Origin of the sequence: Nocardioides sp. (assembly GCF_044226305.1) — a bacterium.
In the GTDB taxonomy this organism is placed as follows: domain Bacteria; phylum Actinomycetota; class Actinomycetes; order Propionibacteriales; family Nocardioidaceae; genus Nocardioides.
In genome coordinates this window covers 254,554-275,532 of record NZ_JBGAHF010000001.1, presented here as the reverse complement: position 1 = coordinate 275,532, position 20,979 = coordinate 254,554, and the positions used below count along the sequence as shown (strand labels likewise).

Sequence of the window (20,979 nt, the reverse complement as noted above, 5' to 3'; positions counted from 1 at the left end):
CGCGGTGGTCCGCGCGGGCGAGCCGAGCCGGACGGCGTACGGCGCCGCGCGGCTGCGCGCGCTGCACCAGGACCTCGACGACGGGCAGATCTTCCACGACCCGCTCGCGTGGCGGATCCTGGGCGACGCCGTCGACGCGGGGGACGCCGATCTCGCCCGCCGCGAGCGGCTCCGGGTCTTCGTCGCCGTGCGGCACCGGTTCGCGGAGGACTCGCTGGCCCGGGCCGTCGAGCGCGGCACCCGGCAGGTCGTGGTGCTCGGAGCCGGCCTCGACACCTTCGCCTACCGCAACCCGCACCTCGACACCCGGGTGATCGAGGTGGACCTCCCGGCGACCGGGGAGTGGAAGCGTCACCGGCTCGCCGAGGCGGGCATCGAGGTCCCGCACGGGGTCGCGTTCGTCGGTGTCGACTTCGAGACCGACGACCTGCTCGAGCGGCTGATCGCGGGCGGCCTCGACGCCGGGTCGCCGGCGTTCTTCCTCTGGCTCGGCGTCGTGCCGTACCTCAGCCGGGCGGCCGTGGCCGAGACCCTGCGCGCGATCGCCTCCGTGCCGGGAGGGGAGGTCGTCCTCGACCACACCCACCCGATCGACCGGGCGGCGGCCGCGACCCGCCCGGACCGGGTCGAGCTCCGTGCCCGGGTCGCCGACGTCGGTGAGCCCTTCAGCGAGGGGCTGTCCACCGAGGACCTGCACGCGCTGCTGGGCGAGCTCGGGTTCGACGAGATCGAGGACCTCGGCCGCCGCGAGATCCGCTCCCGCTACCTCGGCCTGCCACCCGGCGACGAGGACGGCGACACCCACGTGGTCCGGGCTCTCAGGAGTCGGTGACCCGGCCGCGCAGGGCCTTGGTCTCCCCGCGCTGCTTCTTGGCCTCGAGGCGCCGCCGCTGCGAGCCGCGGCTCGGCTTGGTGGGGCGACGAGTGGGCGGCGGGGGAGCCAGCGCCTCCCGCAGCTGCTCGGCGAGCCGCTCGCGCGCCGCGACCCTATTGCGGTGCTGCGAGCGGTGCTCGCTCGCGACGACGCGGATCCGCGTCGACGGCAACCGGGCCGACAGCCGTGCCCGCTGGGCGTCGGTGAGCGCGGCCGACGTCGTGACGTCGTACTCGAGCTCGACCCTGCTGTCGGAGGTGTTCACCGACTGACCGCCCGGGCCGGGGGAGCGCGAGAACCGCTCGACCAGCTCGGCGGCCGGGACGACGAGGCCGTCGGGGAGGCCCGGGCCCGGGGGCACGCGGAGGTCGTCGGCCATCAGCGGCGCCGCCACTCGATCGCCGGGCAGGTGTCCATCACCATCGGGACGCCGGCCGCGAGGGTGCGCTCGAACGCCGCCTCGTCGACCACGCCCAGCTGGAACCACACCCCGCGGGCCCCGACCGCGACCGCCTGGTCCGCGAACGGACCGGCCGCGTCGGAGCGTCGGAACACGTCGACGACGTCGACGGCGAACGGCACGTCGGCGATAGTCGCGTAGCCCTGCTCGCCCAGCACCGTGGGCGCGGACGGGTGGATCGGCACGATCCGCTTGCCGCGCTCCTGGAGCTGCGCGGCGATGCGGTAGGCGGTCCGCCCGGGGTCGCCGGAGAGGCCGACGACCGCCCAGGTCTCGCAGTCGTCGAGCATGACCCGCACCGACTCCGGGTCCTGCCAGCCCACCATGCCGCCAGCCTAGAGAACCCGAGAGAACGCCGTGCGACCTGAGGGTTTGCTCAACTTTCGGGGCTTCCGGCCCGGCCGTCCGGGGGACGGGATAACGTGCTGACGTTGTTGCTACCTCCTGGTAGCACGTTGAGTTGCTCGGGAGGGAGCACATCACATGAATTTCCGCCGTATCTCCGCTCGCGTCGCCGTCGCTGGCGTCTCGACCGCCCTTGCCGCTGGTGCCCTGGTCGGCATCACCGGTGCCGCCGCCAACGCCGAGACGGTCGTCAACACCTACACCTGCAGCAACGCCGCTGTCGGGATCACCAAGGACTTCGACCTGACCGTGAACGGCGCGATCCCGGTGCCGCAGTACTGGGCCGGGGCGTCCGTGCCCGGTGGTCTGCTGAACATCACCGCGTCGGCGCCGGTGGACCCGGAGACGGCCGCTCTCCTCGGTGGTGCCGGTGTCACGGGTGCCAAGTCCGACGACTTCGCCTTCAGCCTGGGCTCCACCTCGGTCCCCGTGCCGGTGGCGGGCGACTTCACGACCACCGACGGCAACACGTCGTGGGACGCGTCCGGCTCGAACGAGCCGTTCACCACCCCGAACCCGGGCACCTACGACGCGGTCATGCCGACGGCGTTCACGATGACGCTGATGCAGGGTGACACCCCGTCGATCGCGCTGGACTGCGTGATCAAGGACGGCACCGACCCGCTGGCGATCACCACCGGCTTCCAGCTCCTGCAGCAGGAGTCGGGCCTGGTCGTGCCGAAGACCGCCACCGCGAAGGTCGGCAAGCCGGCCAAGCTGCCGGTCACGCTGAGCAGCACCTCGCTCGGCAACCCCATCGCGGGCGCCAAGGTCGTCGCCAAGGAGGGCAGCAAGACGCTGGCCACCGGCAAGACCGCCAAGAGCGGCAAGGTCACCCTCGACCTCGGCAAGAAGCTGAAGAAGGGGAAGCACAAGATCACAGTGTCCTACAGCGGTACCCCGTCCATGAAGGGCAGCAAGGGGACCACCACGCTCACCGTCAAGAAGTGATCCTCGGGTGACGCGCCCCTAGCTCGTCGCTCCACCTCGAACGCCCGGCCGGGTTCTGCCCCGGCCGGGCGTTCGCACGTCCGGAGCGGGCGTCGGGTTACCCACCAGTAGAATCCGGCGCATGAGCGCTGACTTCCCGATGTACGACCTGTCCGAGGAGCACCGCGCGGTCCGGGAGGCCGTGCGGGCGGTGTGCGATGCGAAGGTGGCGCCGTTCGCCGCGGACGTCGACGAGCACGCGCGCTACCCCGAGGAGGCGGCGGCCGCGCTGCTGGCCGCGGACTTCCACGCCCCGCACGTGCCGGAGGAGTACGGCGGCGCGGGGGCGGACGCGCTGGCGACGGTGATCGTGATCGAGGAGGTCGCCCGGGCGTGCGCGTCGGCGTCGTTGATCCCGGCGGTGAACAAGCTGGGGTCGCTTCCGGTGCAGATCGCGGGCTCGGAGGAGCTCAAGAAGCACTATCTGGGCAAGCTCGCCGCGGGCGAGGGCGGGTTCTCCTACTGCCTCTCCGAGCCCGACGCCGGGTCGGACGCGGCGAGCATGAAGACCCGGGCGGTCCGTGACGGCGACGGCTGGGTCCTCGACGGGGTGAAGCGGTGGATCACCAACGCCGGGGTCAGCGAGTACTACACGGTGCTGGCGGTGACGGACCCGGAGAAGCGGTCCCGGGGGATCTCGGCCTTCGTGGTCGAGAAGGCCGACGAGGGGGTCTCGTTCGGTGCCCCGGAGAAGAAGCTCGGCATCAAGGGCTCCCCGACCCGCGAGGTCTACCTGGACAAGGTGCGGATCCCGGGCGACCGGATGATCGGCGCGGAGGGCACCGGGTTCGAGACCGCGATGCGGACCCTGGACCACACCCGGGTCACGATCGCCGCGCAGGCGGTCGGGATCGCGCAGGGTGCGTTGGACTATGCGCTGGGCTACGCCCAGGAGCGTCGGCAGTTCGGGAAGCCGATCAGCGACTTCCAGGGGCTGCAGTTCCTGCTCGCCGACATGGGGATGAAGGTCGAGGCGGCCCGGCAGCTGACCTACGCCGCGGCCGGCCGGTCCGAGCGCGGCGACGCCGACCTGACGTTCTTCGGTGCCGCGGCCAAGTGCTTCGCCTCCGACGTGGCGATGGAGGTCACGACGAACGCGGTCCAGGTGCTCGGCGGCTACGGCTACACCCGCGACTATCCCGTCGAGCGGATGATGCGCGACGCCAAGATCACCCAGATCTACGAGGGCACCAACCAGGTCCAGCGGATCGTGATGGCCCGTCAGCTCCTCGCCGGGGTGCAGAGCCAGCTCTGAGCGCGTCTGTGCGGGTCGCAGGCTCATCGTCGACCTACGGTGGCGACGAGGTTCCGCGCCGGCGTCGCCGGTCGACGGGATGAACCGGAACCTGCGGGACACGCCTGGAGCGGGTGCTCACCGCATCTGTCGACCGCGCCCTGGCGAGCGCGACCGCGCTTCGGGCCCGGGCACGCGGTGCGGTGAGGCCAGACCTGAGGATGCTCTCCATCCAGCGGTGCTGACGGGCGCACCGCCGTGCACGTGCGCACCACGCGCGCCGACCCGGCGTGCGGTCGGTCGCGGACGGCGGTCCTCGCCACGAGCCCAGATGACGAAGCACACACCACGGGAGAGAACCCTCATGCGTAGTCGAATCCCCACCCTCGGCGTCTGCCGAGACAACCCTGTTCACACCGGAGCGGTCCGCCCAGCGGCCCGCATGCACCTGTTGCGAGCCGGCGCCGCCGCCCTCGCGCTGACAGCAGCCCTGGGAGTCACGCTCACCGCGTGTGGCAGCGACTCGGACTCCGGGTCACCGTCAGCCACCCAGACCGCCAGCAACGGCGACGTGTTCAACGCCGCTGACGTCTCGTTCGCGACCGCGATGATCCAGCACCACGCCCAAGCCCTCGCGATGGTGGCCCTCGCGGATGGCCGGCCGCTGGACCCGGCCGTGAAGAAGCTGACCGAGCAGATCCGCGATGCCCAGGCACCCGAGATCGAGACCATGACCGACTGGCTCAATGCGTGGGACCAGGAAGTCCCGGCGACCGTCAACGACCACGCCCACGGCGGTCACGACATGGGCAACATGGACGGCTCCGACATGGACATGGGTGGCGACGAGTCCACCAGCTCCGAGTCGTCCACGGGCTCGGACACCGGCGCCGGCATGCCAGGGATGATGACGGCCGAGCAGATGGACCAGCTCGAGAACGCTTCGGACGCCGAGTTCCAGGACATGTGGCTGCAGATGATGGTCGAGCACCACCAGGGCGCCATCGAGATGGCCGAGGACGAGATCGACCAAGGTACGTTCGGCGACGCGCTCGCACTCGCGAAGCACATCGAGGCCAGCCAGCAGGACGAGATCGACCAGATGCAAGGGATGCTCGGCTGACCGACCCCGGCGAAGCTGACGCCCCACCGCCTACGTCCGGGCGGCTGGCGTGACCGCACCGCGGTGACGCCGGCCGCTCCGCTCGGCGTCACGACGGACGCCGACGGGACGTCGGTGACCGACACCGTCACGGGCGCACGACCGGCGGGTGCGGGTGGTCGACCCGGTCCGTCAACGGGCGGCGGCTGCGGTGAGGAGCTCGCCGACGCGGGTGGGGGTCAGCACCCGGCCGCTGGAGACGACCTTCTCGTCCACCACGAGCGCGGGAGTCGCGATGACGCCGTACCCGGCGATGGCGACGTAGTCGGTCACCTTCTCCACGGTCGCATCGAGGCCGAGACGGTCGATGGCCTCGCGGGTGGCGTTCTCCAGGGCGACGCAGTTCTTGCAGCCGGGTCCGAGGACCTTGACCAGCATGACGGGCTCCTTCCCGTGGGTCGAGCTCAGGCGAGCAGGACGTTGAACAGGTAGCCGACAGCGATGATCCCGCTGCCGACGACCGCGACGTAGATGGCGAGTAAGGGGACCTTCAGGACGCGACGGAGCAGGATGAGCTCGGGCAGGGACAGCGCGACCACGGCCATCATGAACGCCAGCAGGGTCCCCATCGGCAGGCCCTTGTCGTGCAGAGCGACGACCAGCGGCATGATGCCGGCGGCGTTGGAGTACAGCGGGATCCCGATGAGGACCGCGACCAGGACGGCGAACGGGTTGCCGGCGCCGGCATAACGGGTGAACAGGTCCTCGGGTGCCCAGCCGTGGATGACGGCGCCCAGGCCGATGCCGACCAGCAGGTAGGGCCAGATCTTGTGCAGGATGCTGACGACCTCCTCGGCGCCCATCTGCAGCCGTTGGTCGAACGTCAACACCGTGGCGGGGTCCACGAGTTCGCCGCCGAGTCGGGTCTCGAACACGAACGGCTCGACCCACCGCTCCACGCCGAGGCGTCCCAGGACCCAGCCGGCGACGATCGCGACGCTCACGCCGGCGGCGACGTAGGCCAGCGTGACCTCGACCCCGAACATGGTCAGCAGCAGCCCGATGGCGATCTCGTTGACCAGCGGGCTGGCGATCAGGAACGACAGCGTGACCCCGATCGGGACCCCGGCGGCGACGAACCCGATGAACGCCGGGACGGCGCTGCACGAGCAGAACGGGGTCACCACCCCCAGGCCTGCGGCCATCACGTTCCCGAGGCCTTCCCGCCGCCCACCCAGCAGGGCACGCGTCCGTTCCACGCTCATGTAGGAGCGGGCGACGGTGATCACGAAGATGATGCCCGACAGCAGCAGGGTGATCTTGACGGTGTCGTAGCAGAAGAACCGGAGGGTCTCGGTCGACCGCGCATCCGGATCCATGCCCAGGAGCCCGTGGAGCAGCCGGTCCCACACCCGGCCGTTGGCCCAGTAGACGGCGACCCAGGCGGCGACTGCGGCGGCCAGGGTCGTCAGGCGGCCGCGCGTGGAGGTCGGGACGTGGTCAACGACGCTCATCGCGGTCGTCCACGGGAAGTGCGGTGACGAGCCGGTCGAACGCCCCGGGTGCCAGGCTGTAGTCGACCCAGCGGCCCCGCTTGGCGGTGACCACCAGGCCGGCCTCCCGCAGGACCCGCAGGTGGTAGGACAACAGGTTCGGCGCGACCGCCACCTGCTCCTGGAGCTGGCACACACACGCAGTCCCGGCACCGAGGCGGTGCAGGACGGTCCAGCGGACCGGATCCGCGACCGCCGTGAGCAGGCCCCCGGACTCCGACCAGGTCGAGGAGACCTCGGTGCCGGACACGTGGACCTCAACCGGAGTTGATGCAGTCACAGCTGAAGCATCCGCCGACGTCGATCCGCACGCACGGGCCAGAGGTCAGCGGTTGCCGTGGACCTTGGACCACGACCGCCCCGCCGGCCCGGACGGGGAAGAGTTCACCGAGAGTTCGTCTGCCTGGTTCACCGCAACACATCGACAGCCGTCAGTATTCATCCATGTCGAAGTCTGTTGCGCCGGTGAGCCCGACCGACACGGTCGCCTGCTGCTCCCCACTGATGGCTGAGCCGTTGGGCATGGACACCGCGGCCCGGATCTCCCCGGTGCTCAAGGCGCTGGCCGACCCGGTTCGGTTGCGACTGCTGTCGCTGGTCGCCTGCCACGCCGACGCCGAAGCCTGCGTGTGTGACCTCAACGACGCCTTCGACTTGTCCCAGCCGACCATCAGCCACCACCTCAAGATCCTGCACGAGGTCGGGCTGCTCGACCGGTCCAAGCGTGGCGTCTGGGTCTACTACAGGGCGAAGCCCGAGGTGCTGGCCGACCTGGCGTCCCTGATCGGCGGAGTGGCCCCGTGAGCGGCCCCGGGGGCGGTCAGGTGGGTCGGCCGGTGAGCCGGTCGATGCACGTGTTCCGGCGTGCCGGTGCCGAGTTCGTCGGCACCGCCTTCCTCGTGGCCGCGGTCATCGGGTCCGGCATCGCCGCCAGCCGGCTCTCGCCCGACGACGTGGGGCTGCAGCTGCTGGAGAACAGCCTCGTCACCGGCGCCGCCCTGGTGGCGCTGATCTTGGCCCTGCAGCCGGTCTCGGCGGCGTTCAACCCGGTGGTCACCCTCGTCGAGGTCGTCCTGGGCCTGGTCGGCAAGGGCGAGGCGGTGCCGCTGATCGGCGCCCAGTTCGCCGGCGGGTTCGTCGGCGCCGTGGTGGCCAACCTGATGTTCGACCTGGACGCGATCAGCATCTCCACCCACGACCGCACGGGCGCCGACCTGTGGCTCGGCGAGGTGGTCGCCACCCTGGGCCTGCTGCTGGTCATCTTCGGGTCCGTCAGGTCCGGCCGCACCGAGACCATCGCGTACGCCGTCGGCGGTTACATCACCGCCGCCTACTGGTTCACGAGCTCCACCAGCTTCGCCAACCCTGCGGTCACCGTCGCCCGGATGTTCTCCGACACCTTCGCCGGCATCGCGCCGTCCTCGGTGGCGATGTTCGTGCTCATGCAGCTGGTCGGCGGCGCGATCGCCGTCGGCGCCGTGAAGCTGCTCTACCCCCTCGACACCCTCGACACCCTCGACCCCGAGGCCGCTGCCCACGGAGAAGGGACGCCCGCATGACACCGACACGAACGCCGATACGTACATCGGTACGGACAGCGGCGTGAACCCCGACCCCCAGCTCGCCGAACCCGAGAACCAGGAGACTCCAACGCCGTGACCACGGACCACCAGCCCACCGTCCTGTTCGTCTGCGTCCACAACGCCGGGCGCTCCCAGATGGCCGCCGGGTACCTCCAGCACCTCGCCGGTGACCGCATCGAGGTCCTCTCCGCCGGGTCCCAGCCCGGCAACCGGATCAACCCGGTCGCCGTCCAGGCCATGGCCGAGGAAGGCATCGACATCGCCGGCAACCAGCCCAAGGTCCTCACCACCGAGGCCGTCCAGGCCTCCGACGTCGTGATCACCATGGGCTGCGGCGACGAATGTCCCTACTTCCCCGGCAAGCGGTACGAGGACTGGGAGCTCGACGACCCGGCCGGTCAAGGGATCGACGCGGTTCGCCCCATCCGGGACGAGATCCGCCGTCGCATCGAGGACCTCATCGCATCGCTGACCTGACGCACTGCTGACGCAGCGGTCACCCGGTGACCGGGAGTTCACCTCGACGTTCCCGGTGGTTGGTGGCGGTTCGGGGTGCTGGACGCCTGGCTCTGTCGTGCTGGTGCCATGACAGCTCGTGGACTCGAACTCGACGTCCTGGCCAGCACGACCAAGCCGGTGCTGCAGCGCCAGGCGCAGGCATCCGTCATGGTGGCCCTCCGCTGGGGGGTCGCGTGCACGGCCCTCCTCATGGTCCTGCCCGGGCTGCTCTCCAGCCGACCGGTCGAGAACTCCCTGACCGGAGCGGTGGTCGGTCTCTCCGTGACCCTGCTGGCGGCGTTGGTGACCTACCTCTGGCGTGCCTACCTCGTGCCCTACCGGCGGGTGCGGGCCCTGTGCGCCGGCCGGGGATGACCCGTCCGTCGGTCGTCGCGATCGCCTACCGTCGCCGTCATGGGCGAGAGGATCCGGGTCGAGGCCGCCGACGGTGCCGCGGAGGCGTACCTGGCCGGTGAGCCGGGCCACCCTGGCGTGCTGTTCTACGTCGACGCGATCGGGCTGCGGCCGCAGATCGAGGACATGGCCGACCGCATCGCGTCCTGGGGGTACGTCGTCCTCGCGCCGCACGTCTTCTACCGCGACGGCTCGGCCGCCGAGCTGGCGCCGGCCGGGGACCTGCGCGAGCCGGGCGCCCGGGAGGCGTTCTTCGGCTCTGGGGTCTCCGAGCGGGTCGCCGGTCTCACCCCCGAGCGCGCCGGCGCCGACGCCGAGGCGTGGGTACGCACGCTGGTCGAGCACGCCGGCGACGGCCCCATCGGTGTCACCGGGTACTGCATGGGAGCGCGGCTCGCCGTACGCACGGGTGGGTGGTTCGCGGGCACGGTCGCGGCGGTGGGTGGCTTCCACGGTGGAGGCCTCGTGACCGACGCCCCCGACAGCCCGCACCTCGCGATCGGCGCGTCAACCGCGGAGCACGCCTTCGGGCACGCCGACCGGGACCGCTCGATGCCGCTCGAGGCGGTCGAGGGGTTGGAGGACGCGCTGCGGGTGACCGGTCGCCCCTACCTCAACGAGGTCTACGAGGGCGCGCCGCACGGCTACACGATGGCGGACACCTCGATGTACCAGGAGGCCGGTGCCGAGCGGCACTTCCGGGTGCTGGAGGGGCTGTTCGGCCGCACCCTCTGACGCCGCGACCGGCTCAGCGGCGCACGGTCGGCGCGTGGCTGCGGCGGATCATCCGGATCATCCGGAGGTTGATCACCGCGAAGCGCCAGCTCTGGGTGGCCAGGCCGTTGCGCCGGCGCAGCGTCCGCGCCGTCGGAAGCGGAGCACCGGCGATGCGGGCGTCGGTGTCGGACTGGGTCATGTGCTGTCCTCTGCTCAGGTGTCGGTCGGCGGACGCGCTGCTGGCTCACTCGGGGATGAGGAACCATCCCGGACGAGCCTTGGCCTTGTAGAGGAACAGGTAGTGCAGCGCGTGCTTCACCCAGTGCCCGGCCAGGCCGATCTCCCCGAAGGTGTCGGTCAGGCTGCGGCCGCCGTGCGGGTACCGCTGGCGGTCGGGTACGACGGGATACATCGTCATCGCGGCGGCGGAGCCGGACCGGAGGCCGGCGCCGGCGGACGCGACGCACGCGGCGCCCATCTCGGCCATCGAGGCGGTGTGGGTCGGCTCGGTCGCTCCGTGCTGGACCATGTCGGCGATCGTGCGCGCGACCTGGCGACCCATGATCCCCGACGGCATCCCGGTGCGAGGCGGTGCCGGCGTGATCACGGTGCCGTTCGGGCTGGTCCGCGGGCGCGAGATCTGGTGCGGCGGGGCGAAGGCGATCCCGACGCCGAAGACGTTGCCGTACGCCGGCGACTGGTAGGTCGAGGGCCAGTCGGCCGCCCGCCACTCGTCGTACGGCTTGGCCGTGTAGTCGGCGTCGACCTTGAGGAAGCCGCTCGGCGCGAACATCGAGGCGGTGATGTCCTCGCCGGCGGCGTCGAAGGCCTGGAGCTCGGCGCCGCGGAACGGCGGCAGCAGCATCGCGAAGTCGAAGGCGAGGCTCTCGTGGGTGCCGTCGAGGGTCTCGAAGAACACCTCGCCGGGCTCGACCCGCTCGACGTGCGCGCCGAGGATCGCGCGCACCCCGCGCTCACGGAAGAGCGACTCGGTCCAGGTCTGGCTCGTGGTCAGGAAGCCCCGTTGCCCGAAGACCATGCCGCCGACGCCGAAGTCGCCGAGCTCGTGCTCGTTCGACAGGTAGACGACCTCGGCCAGGTCGCGGACGCCGGCCGCACGGAGCTCGTGCTCGACGTTGAAGGCGTACTCGAACGCCGCGCCCTCGCAGGTGCAGGTGCCGTGCCCCATGCCGATCACCAGCCGCTGGGGCCGGCCGGCGCGCAGCCGGGCGATGACCGCGTCGAGCGCCTGCGCTGCCTCGACGGCGTGGCCGGCGGTGCAGACCGACCACGAGTTGCCGTCGGGACCGAGACCGGGCGTCGCCTGGAAGTTCAGCTTCGGACCGGTCGCGTTGACCAGGTAGTCGTAGCGGATCTGCTCCGTCTCGCCGGCGAGCCCGGGCGAGGTGTGCACGACGTCCACGGCCGGCCGGGGGTCGGTGCCGGTGCCCTCGGGGCGGACCGCGACCGCCTTGGCCTGGACGAAGGTGATCTTCTGGCGTCGGTACACGGGAGCCAGGGGGAAGGTCACGTCCTCGACCCCCATCCGGCCGACGCCCACCCAGATGTTGGAGGGGATCCAGTTCCACTGGGAGTTGGGCGACACGACGAGCACCTCGTGCTCCTTGCCGAGGAGGCGCCGCAGGTGCAGCGCGGCCGTGTGTCCCGACACACCGGCGCCCAGGACGACCACCCGGCTCATCGCACCGCGCTCCGTTCCTCGGTCGTGAACGCGCACCCGCTCCGCACGCCGAAGCGCTGGAGCACGATCGCGGCCGGGCAGAACCCGGTGATGCTCGACTGGAGCAGGTTGAGGCCGACGAAGGCGGTCAGCAGCAGCCACCAGGCCGACACGCCGACCGTGAGCACGACGCTGAGGAGGACGACTCCGCCCGCGATCGCCAGGACGCCACGGTCGAGGTTCATGACCGGCCGCCCGGGATGCTCGCGGCGTGCCCGGTGCAACGCTCCGAGCGCGGGACACCGGCCAGGGCGGCGTCGACATGGCGGCCGCAGCCGGCCCAGGTCGCCTTGCCGCAGGTCCTGCAGGGCACTGCGTGACACATGATGGGGCTCCTTCTCGTGGTGGTGCTGGTCAGCTGTGGGAGAACCGGATGTCCGGCAGGACGCGGGTGAGCCAGGTCGGGGCCCACCAGGCGGCCCGCCCGGTGAGGCGGAGCAGCACAGGCAGCAGCACCAGGCGGACCAGGAACGCGTCGAGCAGCACGGCGACGCCGAGCACGATCCCCATCTCCTTGGGCGGCAGCGGGCCGGACAGGGCGAAGGTGAAGAAGACGGCCACCATGACGGCGCCGGCCGCGAAGATGACCCGCCCGGAGTGCGCGATCGAGCCGACCATCGCGTCCTTGGGGTCGCCCGAGTGCTCGTAGTGCTCCTTGGCCGAGGCGAGCAGGAACACGGTGTAGTCCATCGCGATCGCGAAGATCATCGCGAAGAAGAAGACCGGCGCCCACGCGTCCAGGAACCCCTGGTGCTCGAAGCCCATGAAGCCCGAGCCCCAGCCCTCCTGGAAGACCAGGCGCGCGACCCCGAACGCCGCCGCTGTGGAGAGCAGGCTGGCCAGGGTCCCGAGCAGCGCGATCAGTGGCGCCTGGAGGGCGACCAGGAGCAGCAGGAAGCCCAGGGTGAGGATCACTCCGATGACCAGGGGGGTGGAGGCGTCGAGCTGGTCCTTGAGGTCGAGGTTCTCGACCGCCGCGCCGCCCACGAGGGCGCCGGCCGGGAGATCGGTGCGGAGACGCTCGACCGTCGTCGCGAGCGCCGGGTCCGACGGGTCCACCGTCGGCACCGCCTGGATCAGGACGTAGTCCGAGCCGTCCGCAGCGGCGGTCCCGGGCATCGCGCCCGCGATGCCGGGGTCCTGGCCGAGGACGTCGGCCGCGGCCGCTGCCTCGTCCTTCGGCACGACGACCTGGAGGGTGCCCGGCGCGCCGGGGCCGAAGGAGTCCTGGACCAGGTCGTAGCCGACCCGGGCGGAGGCGTCCTCGGGCAGCACCTTGATCGACGGCATGGCGGTCTTCAGCCCGAAGACGGGCGCCGCCAGGGCGAGCAGGACCACCAGGGCGGCCAGCCCGAACGCGACCGGGCGCTTCCACAGCCGCTCGCCCCACGCGGCGAACTTCGGCGAGCGGTGCTCGCCGGTGTGCACCCAGGGGAGCGCGAGCTTGTTGACCCGGTGGTCGAGCTTGGCCAGCACCATCGGGAGCAGGGTGAGCGTGGCGCCCAGCACGAAGATGACGGCGAGCATGATCCCGCCGGCCATCGACCGGAAGGACGGCGAGGGCACGAGCATCACGGCCGACAGGGAGATCAGCACGGTCGCGCCGGAGAGCAGCACCGCCTTCCCGGCCGTGTCCATCGTCTCGGCGATCGCCTGGTGCGGGCTCTCGTGGTGTCCCATCCGGGCGGCCCGGAACCGCACCACGATGAAGAGCGCGTAGTCGATGCCGAGCGCGAGCGCGAACATCATCGCGAAGTTCATCGCCCAGACGGAGACCGGCACGAACTGGTTGATCAGCACCAGTGACCCGGCAGACGCGACCAGACCCGCGAGCGTCAGGATCAGCGGCAGCCCGGCGGCGACGAGGGCACCGAACGCGAGCACCAGGATCGCGAGCGTGACCGGCCAGGAGAACATCTCCGACTTCAGCATCGCGTCGAGGTTGGCCTCGTTGAAGTCCGACCAGAGCAGCGAGGCGCCGGTCGGGTTCACCTGGACGCCCTGGGTCGACAGGCCCTGCAGCGGCCCCTTGAGGTCGTCGGCGGCCCGGACCATCTCGTTCGGGTCGGCTGCCGCGCCGGCGAGCAGGACGGCCGTCCTGCCGTCCTGGCTCAGCGTCGCCCCGGGCTGCGGCTGCACGACCTCCGCGATCCGCGGATCCTCCTCGAGCATCGCCGTGGCCTCGGCGAGCACCTGCTTGCCGGCCCCGGCGGTGACCGGCCCGTCGGTGGAGACCACCACGACCTGGATCGCGGTGGAGGCGTTGCCGCCGAAGTGCTCCTGCGCGAGCTCGCGGGCCGCGACGGAGTCGGAGCCGTTCGCCTGCCAACCAGCGCCGGACAGCTCGCTCTCGACGCGCGGGGCGAACACGCCCAGCCCGACGACCAGGAGGAGCCAGACGGCGGTGGTGATCCTCGCGTGGTCCGCGACCCAGACACCCAGCCGGCCGAGGGGGCCTGGTCGGTAGCCGATCTCGGGGTCGATCCGGGTGTCGCGCCGGGCGTCGCTCGTCGTCATGCCAGATACCCTAGGGGGTATCCGATGAGGAATCAAAATACCCCTATGGGTATACGCCCACCTCGGGTGCCACGAGTCACGGAGCGGCTCCGCAAGGGCATGCCGCCCTGCGGTCGGGGTACCGCTGCGACATGCCTCAGGAGCAGTGGAGCAAGAAGCGCGAGCGGCAGTACGAGCACATCAAGGAAGGCCTCCAGGAACGAGGTCGCGACGAGGACGTGGCCGAGGAGATCGCGGCCCGGACCGTCAACAAGGAGCGGGCCCGCAGCGGCGAGGCCGAGCAGAGCAGCCGCACGTCGACCGAGGACATCTCCTCCTCCCGGCGCGGCGGCCTCCGCTCGCACCGCGGCGCCGGCGGCCGCACCCGTGACCAGCTCTACGAGGAGGCCCGGCGCAAGAACATCAAGGGCCGCTCCTCGATGACCAAGGCCGAGCTGGAGCGGGCCGTCGGCCGCTGACCTGCGCAGACGCCGATCGGCCGGACCTCCCGGGTCCGCGGCCGCTCCCCCCAAAGGGTGGTGTGCGGTCTAGACCGCACTGCCACTATCGGCACCGGAGAGCTTCACCACCCCGGCGCTCGTGAGGAGGTGGGGATGGAGGACCGGCGAGAGGCCACCCGGCAGCTGTTCGAGCAGGTCCGGGGTTCCGTGAACGGCACCCGACGCGCTCTCGAGGGCCGGATCGTGGAGCTCAACATGACCGTCGCGGCCGACTGCGCACGCCGGTACCGAGGTCGTGGCATCGCCACGGACGACCTCGACCAGGTCGCCTACCTCGGCCTGGTCAAGGCGGTCCAGGCCTTCGACCCCGAGCGCGGCCACGACTTCCTCTCGTTCGCCGTGCCGACCATTCGCGGCGAGCTGCGGCGGCACTTCCGCGACCACGGGTGGGCGTTGCGACCGCCCCGCTCGATCCAGGAGCTGCAGACCCGGATCCTCTCGGCCGAGGGCGAGCTCGCCCAGCAGCTCGGCCGCTCGCCGCGACCCTCCGACCTGGCCCGGCACCTCGACGTCGATCTCGAGCAGGTCCTCGACGCGCTCGCCGCGAACGGCTGCTTCAGCCCCGCGTCGCTCGACGCCCCGACCCCGGAGGGGGAGGACCCGATCGGTGACCGGCTCGGGGAGGAGGACACCGCGTTCGTCGACGCCGACGCCCGGGTGACCCTGGCCGCGGTGATGCGCGGCCTGACCCCACGCGAGCGGCGGATCCTCGAGCTGCGCTTCTTCGGCGGCTACACGCAGGCCGAGATCGGTGCCGACATCGGCGTCACCCAGATGCAGGTCTCGCGACTGCTGAACCGGATCCTCGCCCGGCTCCGCGAGCGTCTCGTCGACAGCGGTGGCAGTCTGTCCGCGTGACCACCGACCAGGCGGCCCGCGAGATCGCGGAGCGGAGCGCGGCCGCGATGTGGGCCGAGGACCGGGCCAGCCGCGCCCTGGGCATGTCGATCGACGCGGTCGGCCCCGGCACCGCGACGCTGCGGATGACGGTCCGTGGTGACATGGTCAACGGCCACGACATCGGCCACGGCGGTCTGACCTTCGCGCTCGCCGACTCCGCGTTCGCCTTCGCGTGCAACTCCTACAACCGGCGCACCGTCGCGGCGGGCGCCGAGATCCGGTTCCGGCGGCCGACCCGGGCCGGCGACGTGCTGGTCGCGACGGCGGTCGAGCGGGAGCGCGCCGGCCGCGACGGCCTGTACGACGTCACGGTGACCGCCGGCGACGAGGTGGTCGCCACCTTCGTCGGCCGCAGCCGCGAGGTCGGCGGGCGGTTCTGGTGATCGCCCGCGACGCCGGCCACGTGCCGACCCTGGACCGGGCCGGGCTCGAGGCGCTCCAGCTGGACCGGCTGCGGGGCACGCTGCGGGCGGCGTACGAGAGCGTGCCCCACTACCGCCGCGCCTTCGACGAGGCGGGCGTCCACCCCGACGACCTCGCCTCGCTGGCCGACCTCGCGCGGTTCCCGTTCACGACCAAGGCCGACCTGCGGGAGAACTACCCGTTCGGGATGTTCGCGGTGCCGCGTGAGCAGGTGGCCCGGGTGCACGCCAGCAGCGGCACGACCGGGCGCCCGACCGTCGTCGGCTACACGCAGGCCGACCTCGACACCTGGTCGGAGCTGATGGCCCGCTCGATCCGGGCCGCCGGCGGTCGCCCGGGCGACGTGGTGCACGTCGCCTACGGGTACGGGCTGTTCACCGGCGGCCTCGGCGCGCACTACGGCGCCGAGCGCCTGGGGTGCACGGTGGTGCCGGTCAGCGGCGGGATGACCGAGCGCCAGGTGCAGCTGGTCGTCGACTTCGCACCGCGGGTGATCATGGTGACGCCGTCGTACTTCCTCGCGATCCTCGACGAGATGGACCGCCAGGGGGTGGACCCGCGCAGCACCGCGCTGGAGGTCGGCATCTTCGGAGCCGAGCCGTGGACCGACGAGATGCGCCGGGCGGTCCAGGAGCGGTCCGGGATCCGGGCGGTCGACATCTACGGGCTGTCGGAGGTGATGGGGCCGGGGGTCTCGCAGGAGGCGGGCTCGACCCAGGACGGCCTGCACGTGTGGGAGGACCACTTCCTGCCGGAGGTCGTCGACCCGGTGACCCTGGAGCCGGTCCCGGACGGCGAGCGGGGCGAGCTGGTGTTCACCTCGCTGACGAAGCAGGCGATGCCGGTCGTGCGGTACCGCACCCGCGACCTGACGCGGCTGCTGCCCGGCACCGCGTTCCCCGCATTCCGCCGGATGGAGAAGGTCACCGGCCGCACCGACGACATGATGATCATCCGGGGCGTCAACGTGTTCCCCAGCCAGGTGGAGGAGCAGATCCTCACCGTCGAGGGGCTGGCGCCGCACTACCTGTGCGTGCTGACCCGGCCCGGCAGCCTCGACGAGCTCACCGTGCAGGTCGAGGCCGCGGCGGAGCCGGACCCGGCCGGGCGCGACGTCCTCGGCGCGCGGCTCGCCGAGCGGATCAAGCAGCGGATCGGTGTCAGCGCGCGGGTCGAGGTGCTGGCGCCGTTCGCCCTCGAGCGGTCGCTCGGCAAGGCCAAGCGGATCAGCGACCGGCGCCGCTGACCGGGCGGAGCCAGGTCAGAAGACGGTGGGCAGCTCCGAGGCCCGCCCGGTGAACTCCGGACGGCGCTTCTCGCGGAACGCGGCCACGCCCTCCCGGCCGTCGCCGAGGGAGGTCCAGTACATCGCGAGCGAGTCCGACAGGTGCGCCTCGAGCGGGTCGGCGGCCGCGCTGTTGCGGTACAGCAGGCGCTTGGCGAGCCCGAGCGCGACCGGAGAGCGGTCGACCACGAAGGAGCGGGCCAGCGCCTGGGCCGCGGGCACCAGGTCGTCGGGCTCGTGGAGGCTGCGCACCAGCCGGCCGGCCAGCGCCGTCTCGGCGTCGAGGACCTCGGCGGAGTACACCCACTCGAGAGCCTGCTGGATCCCGACGATGCGCGGCAAGAACCAGCTCGACGCCGCCTCCGGGACGATGCCGAGCCGGCCGAACACGAACCCGATCCGGGCCCTCGTGGAGGCGAGCCGGATGTCCATGGCGAGCGTCATGGTGGCGCCGATCCCGACGGCGGGCCCGTTGATCGCTGCGATCACCGGCTTCGGGAGGGCGTGGATCGCGAGCGTGACCTTGCCGCCGGTGTCACGGACGCCGTCGGCGAACGGCGGTTCGTCGTACGCCGCCCGGAACTGCTCGACCGTCGGGCGCAGGTCCTCGTCGAGGCCGAAGACGTTGCCGTCGGCCGCCAGGTCCATCCCGGCGCAGAACGCACGCCCGGCGCCGGTGACCACGACCGCGCGGACGTCGTCGCTCCGGGCCTCCTCGCGGAAGACCTGCTCGAGCTCGTCCGCCATCGTGAGGTCGAAGGCGTTGAGCCGGTCGGGCCGGTCCAGCGTGAGGGTGGCGACCCCGTCGCCGTCGACGGACCAGTCGAGGGTCTCCCGGTCGGCGCTCACTTCGGGAGCCCCGTGGCGGTGCACAGGGCCTTCGGGATGTCGTCGGTGCGGTCGTTCCTGATGTAGTCGAACATCTGCTTCGACCGCGTGGGGTCCCAGTGGACCGCGAGGTCGGAGATCGGCACGACGCAGCTGAGCCCGACGTGGGTCATCGCCATCGCCCACTTGGCCGCCTGGAACGGCCCGGTGCCCTCGCCGAACGCGAAGAAGTCGGGGACCGCCATGTTGAGGCGCCAGTAGCGGACCGGGTTGATGAACGTCCACGGCGACATGACCTTGTCGCCGACCGCCGCGACGACCTCGCGCTGGTGCTTGACACGGTCGATGTCGCCGATCCCCGAGGTGTGCCGCGACCGCGCGTAGCCGAGGGCGGTCGTGCCGTCGGCCTCCTGGCAGCCCTTCTTGATGTCGAGGTTCGCCAGCTTGTCCTTCATGGCCGTGGTCGGACAGATCTCGATGCCACCGACCGCGTCGACCACACCCGCGAGCCCCCCGAGCCCGATCTCGACGTAGTCGTCGATGCGGATCCCGGTGTTCTGCTCGATCGTCTTCACCAGCAGCTTCGCGCCGCCGTCGGCGCCGCCGTCGGCGTACCCGTAGGCGTAGGCGGCGTTGATCTTCGTCGTGCCGTGCCCGGGGATCTCGACCAGCGAGTCGCGCGGGATCGACATCAGCAGGTTCGGACCGCTGCCGGTGTGGAGCAGCATGATCGTGTCGGTGCGCTGGCCGGAGGCGTCGCCGGTGCCGTACTGCTTGCGCTCCTCCTTGGTCAGCCCGGCGCGCGAGTCGCTGCCGACCATGAGGTACGTCGTGCCGGGCTGGTCGTCCGGGCGGTGGCCGGCCGGCTCGAAGTCGACCTTGTCGACCTTCGTCCAGGCGTAGAGCGGCACGGCGACCAGGTAGACGACCCAGAGCAGCAGCAGGACCAGCACCAGGCTGATCCAGAACTTCGGGCCGCGGCGGCCGCGCGCCGGGGTCGGGCCCGGTGGGGGTGCGACCGGGCGCGGCGGGACCGGGGGAGAGGTCGGCGGCGGGGGCGGAGCACTGCCGCCAGCGGCGGGCGGCGTCCGGGACGCCGCCGGGTTCGGGACCGGGGGCCCGGACGGGCGCGGCATCGTGGGCATCACCCGGGTCTCGTCCGGGCGCGGCTCCCCGCTCCCGGACGGCTTCTTGCCGTACAGCCAGTCGAACTCCGGAGCGTCGTCCCCGGACGCGCCATCTCGCCCAGGACGGTCGTTCATGGCGCAGACGGTACCGTGCGCGCCCTCGTGGAACCGGTCGGTGGTCGGCCGGTGGTGCCGACCCGGGTCGCCCGGCGCGTCGTGACGGCGTGTGACGGGTGTGACTGGTGATACTGGCGGTCAGCACCACCCTTCCCCGTTCCACCTTGCAGAGAGGCATCTCGATGCCACCCGTCTCTTCCCCCGGGTCGCTCGACAGCTCCGGTCCGCGCTTCTCGGCGGGCGACCGCGCAGCCCGTGTCCGGTTCCGGCGCGCCATGGCGTTGATGGTGATGACCCTGGTCCTGCCGGGCTCGGCCCAGGTCGTCGCCGGCAACCGGCGGATCGGCTGGATCGCGCTGCGCACCTGGGCCCTGCTGTGGCTGGTGTTCCTCGTGACCGTGATCAGCGGCGCGATCTGGCACGGACTCGTCTTCCGGCTGGCGTTCGACACCGCCGCCCTCCTCCTGCTGCGGCTGGGCCTGATGGCGCTCGCGGTCGGGTGGGCGTTCCTGTTCGTCGACGCCTGGCGCCTCGGTCAGCCGCTGACCCTCTCGATGAGCCACCGCCGCGCGGCGATCGGCGTCAACGGCGTGCTCTGCTTCTCGATCGTCGCCGCGCTGCTCTTCGGCGCCCACCTCGTGGGCGTCCAGCGGCAGTTCATCCTCGCCATGTCCGGCAACGGCGAGGTGACCGGCGCCCACGACGGGCGCTACAACGTGCTGCTGCTCGGGGGTGACTCCGGGGCGGGCCGCTGGGGGTTGCGGCCGGACTCGATGACCGTCGCCAGCATCGACGCCGAGACCGGCCGCACCGTGCTGATCTCGCTGCCCCGCAACATGCAGAACTTCCCCTTCGCCAAGGGCTCGGTCATGCACGAGCAGTTCCCGGACGGGTTCGACGCCGACTACCTCAACGGCGTCAGCACCTGGGCCGGCGACAACACCGAGCTCTTCCCCGACTCGGACAACCCCGGGGTGGAGGCCACGGTCGAGGCCGTCGAGGGCATCACCGGCCTCAAGATCAACTACTGGGCGATGGTCAACCTCGAGGGCTTCAAGGACCTCGTCGACGCGTTCGGTGGCGTCACCCTCAACGTGCGGCAGCCGATCCCCGTCGGCGGCCTGGGTGACGACGTGACCGGCTACATCAAGCCCGGGGTGCGCAAGCTGAACGGCTTCGAGACGCTCTGGTTCGCCCGCGCCCGCGACGACTCCGACGACTACTCGCGGATGGCGCGCCAGAAGTGCGTGATGAACGCGATGCTCCACCAGATCAGCCCGCAGACCGCGGTCAGCAACTTCGCGCAGATCGCCCAGGCGAGCTCGGCGATGGTGTCGACCGACATCCCGTCGAGCGAGTTCTCCCGGTTCGTGCAGCTCGCCCTCAAGGCGCGCGGCCAGCAGGTCTCGACGCTCTCGCTCGTGCCGCCGATGATCGACACCGCGCACCCGGACATCAAGCTGGTCCGGGCCAAGGTGGCGGCCGCGATCGACCACGCGGAGGGCAACGGGAGCGCCCCGGCCGCCCCGAAGAAGCACAAGAACGCCACGGTCACCGGCGGCTCGATCGGCTCGCTGAGCAGCGGGTACGCCGCCAACGAGGCCGAGGACCTCGACACCGCCTGCTAGGCGGGGTCGGCGTGTCCGGCCCGCCCTGAGACGCCGAGTCGGCGCGTCATGCCGCGCCGACTCGGACCAGGACCGCGAGCGGG

Annotated in this window: 25 protein-coding genes; 14 read left to right on the top strand and 11 right to left on the bottom strand. The window is 71.6% G+C overall.

All coding sequences use genetic code 11. The features are described 5' to 3' along the window. Positions 1 to 4: 4 nt before the first annotated feature. The gene (locus ACILQ5_RS01380) at positions 5 to 832 is read left to right on the top strand and encodes a class I SAM-dependent methyltransferase (RefSeq protein WP_395656171.1); all 828 of its coding nucleotides are present in this window, start codon (positions 5 to 7) and stop codon (positions 830 to 832) included. Here the strand turns inward: ACILQ5_RS01380 and arfB are convergent. Both arfB and ACILQ5_RS01370 read right to left on the bottom strand, forming a co-directional pair. After that, positions 819 to 1,253, bottom strand: coding sequence for an alternative ribosome rescue aminoacyl-tRNA hydrolase ArfB (gene arfB, locus ACILQ5_RS01375; protein WP_395656170.1), 435 nt, complete (start codon positions 1,251 to 1,253; stop codon positions 819 to 821). The genes ACILQ5_RS01380 and arfB overlap by 14 nt on opposite strands. After that, a complete protein-coding gene (locus tag ACILQ5_RS01370; protein ID WP_395656169.1) occupies positions 1,253 to 1,660 on the bottom strand; it encodes a CoA-binding protein in 408 nt (135 codons plus the stop codon). The genes arfB and ACILQ5_RS01370 overlap by 1 nt, the downstream gene beginning before the upstream one ends. Before the next feature lie 157 nt (positions 1,661 to 1,817). Here ACILQ5_RS01370 and ACILQ5_RS01365 point away from each other — a divergent pair, with 157 nt between their 5' ends. From ACILQ5_RS01365 to ACILQ5_RS01355, 3 genes are all read left to right on the top strand, one after another. Next, the gene (locus tag ACILQ5_RS01365; protein ID WP_395656168.1) at positions 1,818 to 2,690 is read left to right on the top strand and encodes an Ig-like domain repeat protein; all 873 of its coding nucleotides are present in this window, start codon (positions 1,818 to 1,820) and stop codon (positions 2,688 to 2,690) included. Between the two features lie 121 nt (positions 2,691 to 2,811). Beyond that, positions 2,812 to 3,984 carry an acyl-CoA dehydrogenase family protein gene (locus ACILQ5_RS01360; RefSeq protein ID WP_395656167.1) on the top strand — a complete coding sequence of 391 codons (1,173 nt, stop codon included), beginning with the start codon at positions 2,812 to 2,814 and terminating at the stop codon, positions 3,982 to 3,984. A 310-nt stretch (positions 3,985 to 4,294) separates the two neighbouring features. Next, positions 4,295 to 5,086, top strand: a complete 792-nt coding sequence (locus tag ACILQ5_RS01355) for a DUF305 domain-containing protein (RefSeq protein WP_395656166.1) — start codon at positions 4,295 to 4,297, stop codon at positions 5,084 to 5,086. 171 nt (positions 5,087 to 5,257) lie between these two features. On the opposite strand, the gene ACILQ5_RS01350 is transcribed toward ACILQ5_RS01355, so the two are convergent. From ACILQ5_RS01350 to ACILQ5_RS01340, 3 genes are read right to left on the bottom strand one after another with little or no spacing between them, the layout of a single operon-like run. Continuing rightward, positions 5,258 to 5,503, bottom strand: coding sequence for a thioredoxin family protein (locus ACILQ5_RS01350; protein WP_395656165.1), 246 nt, complete (start codon positions 5,501 to 5,503; stop codon positions 5,258 to 5,260). Positions 5,504 to 5,529: 26 nt separating this feature from the next. Beyond that, positions 5,530 to 6,579 carry a permease gene (locus ACILQ5_RS01345; protein ID WP_395656164.1) on the bottom strand — a complete coding sequence of 350 codons (1,050 nt, stop codon included), beginning with the start codon at positions 6,577 to 6,579 and terminating at the stop codon, positions 5,530 to 5,532. Further along, complete coding sequence (locus tag ACILQ5_RS01340; protein WP_395656163.1) at positions 6,566 to 6,868, bottom strand: ArsR/SmtB family transcription factor; 303 nt, start codon at positions 6,866 to 6,868, stop codon at positions 6,566 to 6,568. Before ACILQ5_RS01340 ends, ACILQ5_RS01345 begins: the two co-directional genes overlap by 14 nt. A gap of 194 nt (positions 6,869 to 7,062) precedes the next feature. On the opposite strand from ACILQ5_RS01340, the gene ACILQ5_RS01335 reads away from it, so the two are divergent. From ACILQ5_RS01335 to ACILQ5_RS01315, 5 genes are all read left to right on the top strand, one after another. Next, on the top strand, positions 7,063 to 7,422 hold the full coding sequence (locus ACILQ5_RS01335) for an ArsR/SmtB family transcription factor (protein WP_395656162.1): 360 nt from the start codon (positions 7,063 to 7,065) through the stop codon (positions 7,420 to 7,422). A 32-nt stretch (positions 7,423 to 7,454) separates the two neighbouring features. Then, the gene (locus ACILQ5_RS01330; protein ID WP_395656161.1) at positions 7,455 to 8,177 is read left to right on the top strand and encodes an aquaporin; all 723 of its coding nucleotides are present in this window, start codon (positions 7,455 to 7,457) and stop codon (positions 8,175 to 8,177) included. A 96-nt stretch (positions 8,178 to 8,273) separates the two neighbouring features. Next, positions 8,274 to 8,678 (top strand): arsenate reductase ArsC, encoded by a 405-nt coding sequence (locus ACILQ5_RS01325; protein WP_395656160.1) that lies wholly within the window; start codon positions 8,274 to 8,276, stop codon positions 8,676 to 8,678. A 108-nt stretch (positions 8,679 to 8,786) separates the two neighbouring features. Then, positions 8,787 to 9,074, top strand: a complete 288-nt coding sequence (locus ACILQ5_RS01320) for a hypothetical protein (RefSeq protein ID WP_395656159.1) — start codon at positions 8,787 to 8,789, stop codon at positions 9,072 to 9,074. A gap of 39 nt (positions 9,075 to 9,113) precedes the next feature. Further along, the gene (locus ACILQ5_RS01315) at positions 9,114 to 9,848 is read left to right on the top strand and encodes a dienelactone hydrolase family protein (protein WP_395656158.1); all 735 of its coding nucleotides are present in this window, start codon (positions 9,114 to 9,116) and stop codon (positions 9,846 to 9,848) included. 13 nt (positions 9,849 to 9,861) lie between these two features. Here ACILQ5_RS01315 and ACILQ5_RS01310 read toward each other — a convergent pair whose 3' ends face one another. From ACILQ5_RS01310 to ACILQ5_RS01295, 4 genes are all read right to left on the bottom strand, one after another. After that, a complete protein-coding gene (locus tag ACILQ5_RS01310; RefSeq protein WP_395656157.1) occupies positions 9,862 to 10,029 on the bottom strand; it encodes a hypothetical protein in 168 nt (55 codons plus the stop codon). A gap of 45 nt (positions 10,030 to 10,074) precedes the next feature. Then, the gene (locus ACILQ5_RS01305; RefSeq protein ID WP_395656156.1) at positions 10,075 to 11,532 is read right to left on the bottom strand and encodes an NAD(P)/FAD-dependent oxidoreductase; all 1,458 of its coding nucleotides are present in this window, start codon (positions 11,530 to 11,532) and stop codon (positions 10,075 to 10,077) included. Continuing rightward, positions 11,529 to 11,756, bottom strand: coding sequence for a DUF2892 domain-containing protein (locus ACILQ5_RS01300; protein WP_395656155.1), 228 nt, complete (start codon positions 11,754 to 11,756; stop codon positions 11,529 to 11,531). The genes ACILQ5_RS01305 and ACILQ5_RS01300 overlap by 4 nt, the downstream gene beginning before the upstream one ends. 169 nt (positions 11,757 to 11,925) lie before the next feature. Next, on the bottom strand, positions 11,926 to 14,088 hold the full coding sequence (locus tag ACILQ5_RS01295) for an MMPL family transporter (protein ID WP_395656154.1): 2,163 nt from the start codon (positions 14,086 to 14,088) through the stop codon (positions 11,926 to 11,928). Between the two features lie 131 nt (positions 14,089 to 14,219). Between ACILQ5_RS01295 and ACILQ5_RS01290 the strand changes: the two genes are divergently transcribed. From ACILQ5_RS01290 to paaK, 4 genes are all read left to right on the top strand, one after another. Next, positions 14,220 to 14,546 carry a plasmid stabilization protein gene (locus ACILQ5_RS01290; protein ID WP_395656153.1) on the top strand — a complete coding sequence of 109 codons (327 nt, stop codon included), beginning with the start codon at positions 14,220 to 14,222 and terminating at the stop codon, positions 14,544 to 14,546. 135 nt (positions 14,547 to 14,681) lie between these two features. Further along, positions 14,682 to 15,446 carry a SigB/SigF/SigG family RNA polymerase sigma factor gene (locus ACILQ5_RS01285; RefSeq protein ID WP_395656152.1) on the top strand — a complete coding sequence of 255 codons (765 nt, stop codon included), beginning with the start codon at positions 14,682 to 14,684 and terminating at the stop codon, positions 15,444 to 15,446. Then, the gene (paaI, locus tag ACILQ5_RS01280) at positions 15,443 to 15,871 is read left to right on the top strand and encodes a hydroxyphenylacetyl-CoA thioesterase PaaI (RefSeq protein ID WP_395656151.1); all 429 of its coding nucleotides are present in this window, start codon (positions 15,443 to 15,445) and stop codon (positions 15,869 to 15,871) included. The genes ACILQ5_RS01285 and paaI overlap by 4 nt, the downstream gene beginning before the upstream one ends. Then, positions 15,868 to 17,157, top strand: a complete 1,290-nt coding sequence (gene paaK / locus ACILQ5_RS01275; RefSeq protein ID WP_395656150.1) for a phenylacetate--CoA ligase PaaK — start codon at positions 15,868 to 15,870, stop codon at positions 17,155 to 17,157. Before paaI ends, paaK begins: the two co-directional genes overlap by 4 nt. Before the next feature lie 15 nt (positions 17,158 to 17,172). Here the strand turns inward: paaK and ACILQ5_RS01270 are convergent, their stop codons facing one another. Both ACILQ5_RS01270 and ACILQ5_RS01265 read right to left on the bottom strand, forming a co-directional pair. Further along, positions 17,173 to 18,045, bottom strand: coding sequence for a crotonase/enoyl-CoA hydratase family protein (locus ACILQ5_RS01270; protein ID WP_395656149.1), 873 nt, complete (start codon positions 18,043 to 18,045; stop codon positions 17,173 to 17,175). Beyond that, positions 18,042 to 19,286 (bottom strand): LCP family protein, encoded by a 1,245-nt coding sequence (locus ACILQ5_RS01265; RefSeq protein ID WP_395656148.1) that lies wholly within the window; start codon positions 19,284 to 19,286, stop codon positions 18,042 to 18,044. The genes ACILQ5_RS01270 and ACILQ5_RS01265 overlap by 4 nt, the downstream gene beginning before the upstream one ends. A 164-nt stretch (positions 19,287 to 19,450) precedes the next feature. On the opposite strand from ACILQ5_RS01265, the gene ACILQ5_RS01260 reads away from it, so the two are divergent. Further along, complete coding sequence (locus ACILQ5_RS01260; protein WP_395656147.1) at positions 19,451 to 20,896, top strand: LCP family protein; 1,446 nt, start codon at positions 19,451 to 19,453, stop codon at positions 20,894 to 20,896. Positions 20,897 to 20,979 lie beyond the last annotated feature (83 nt).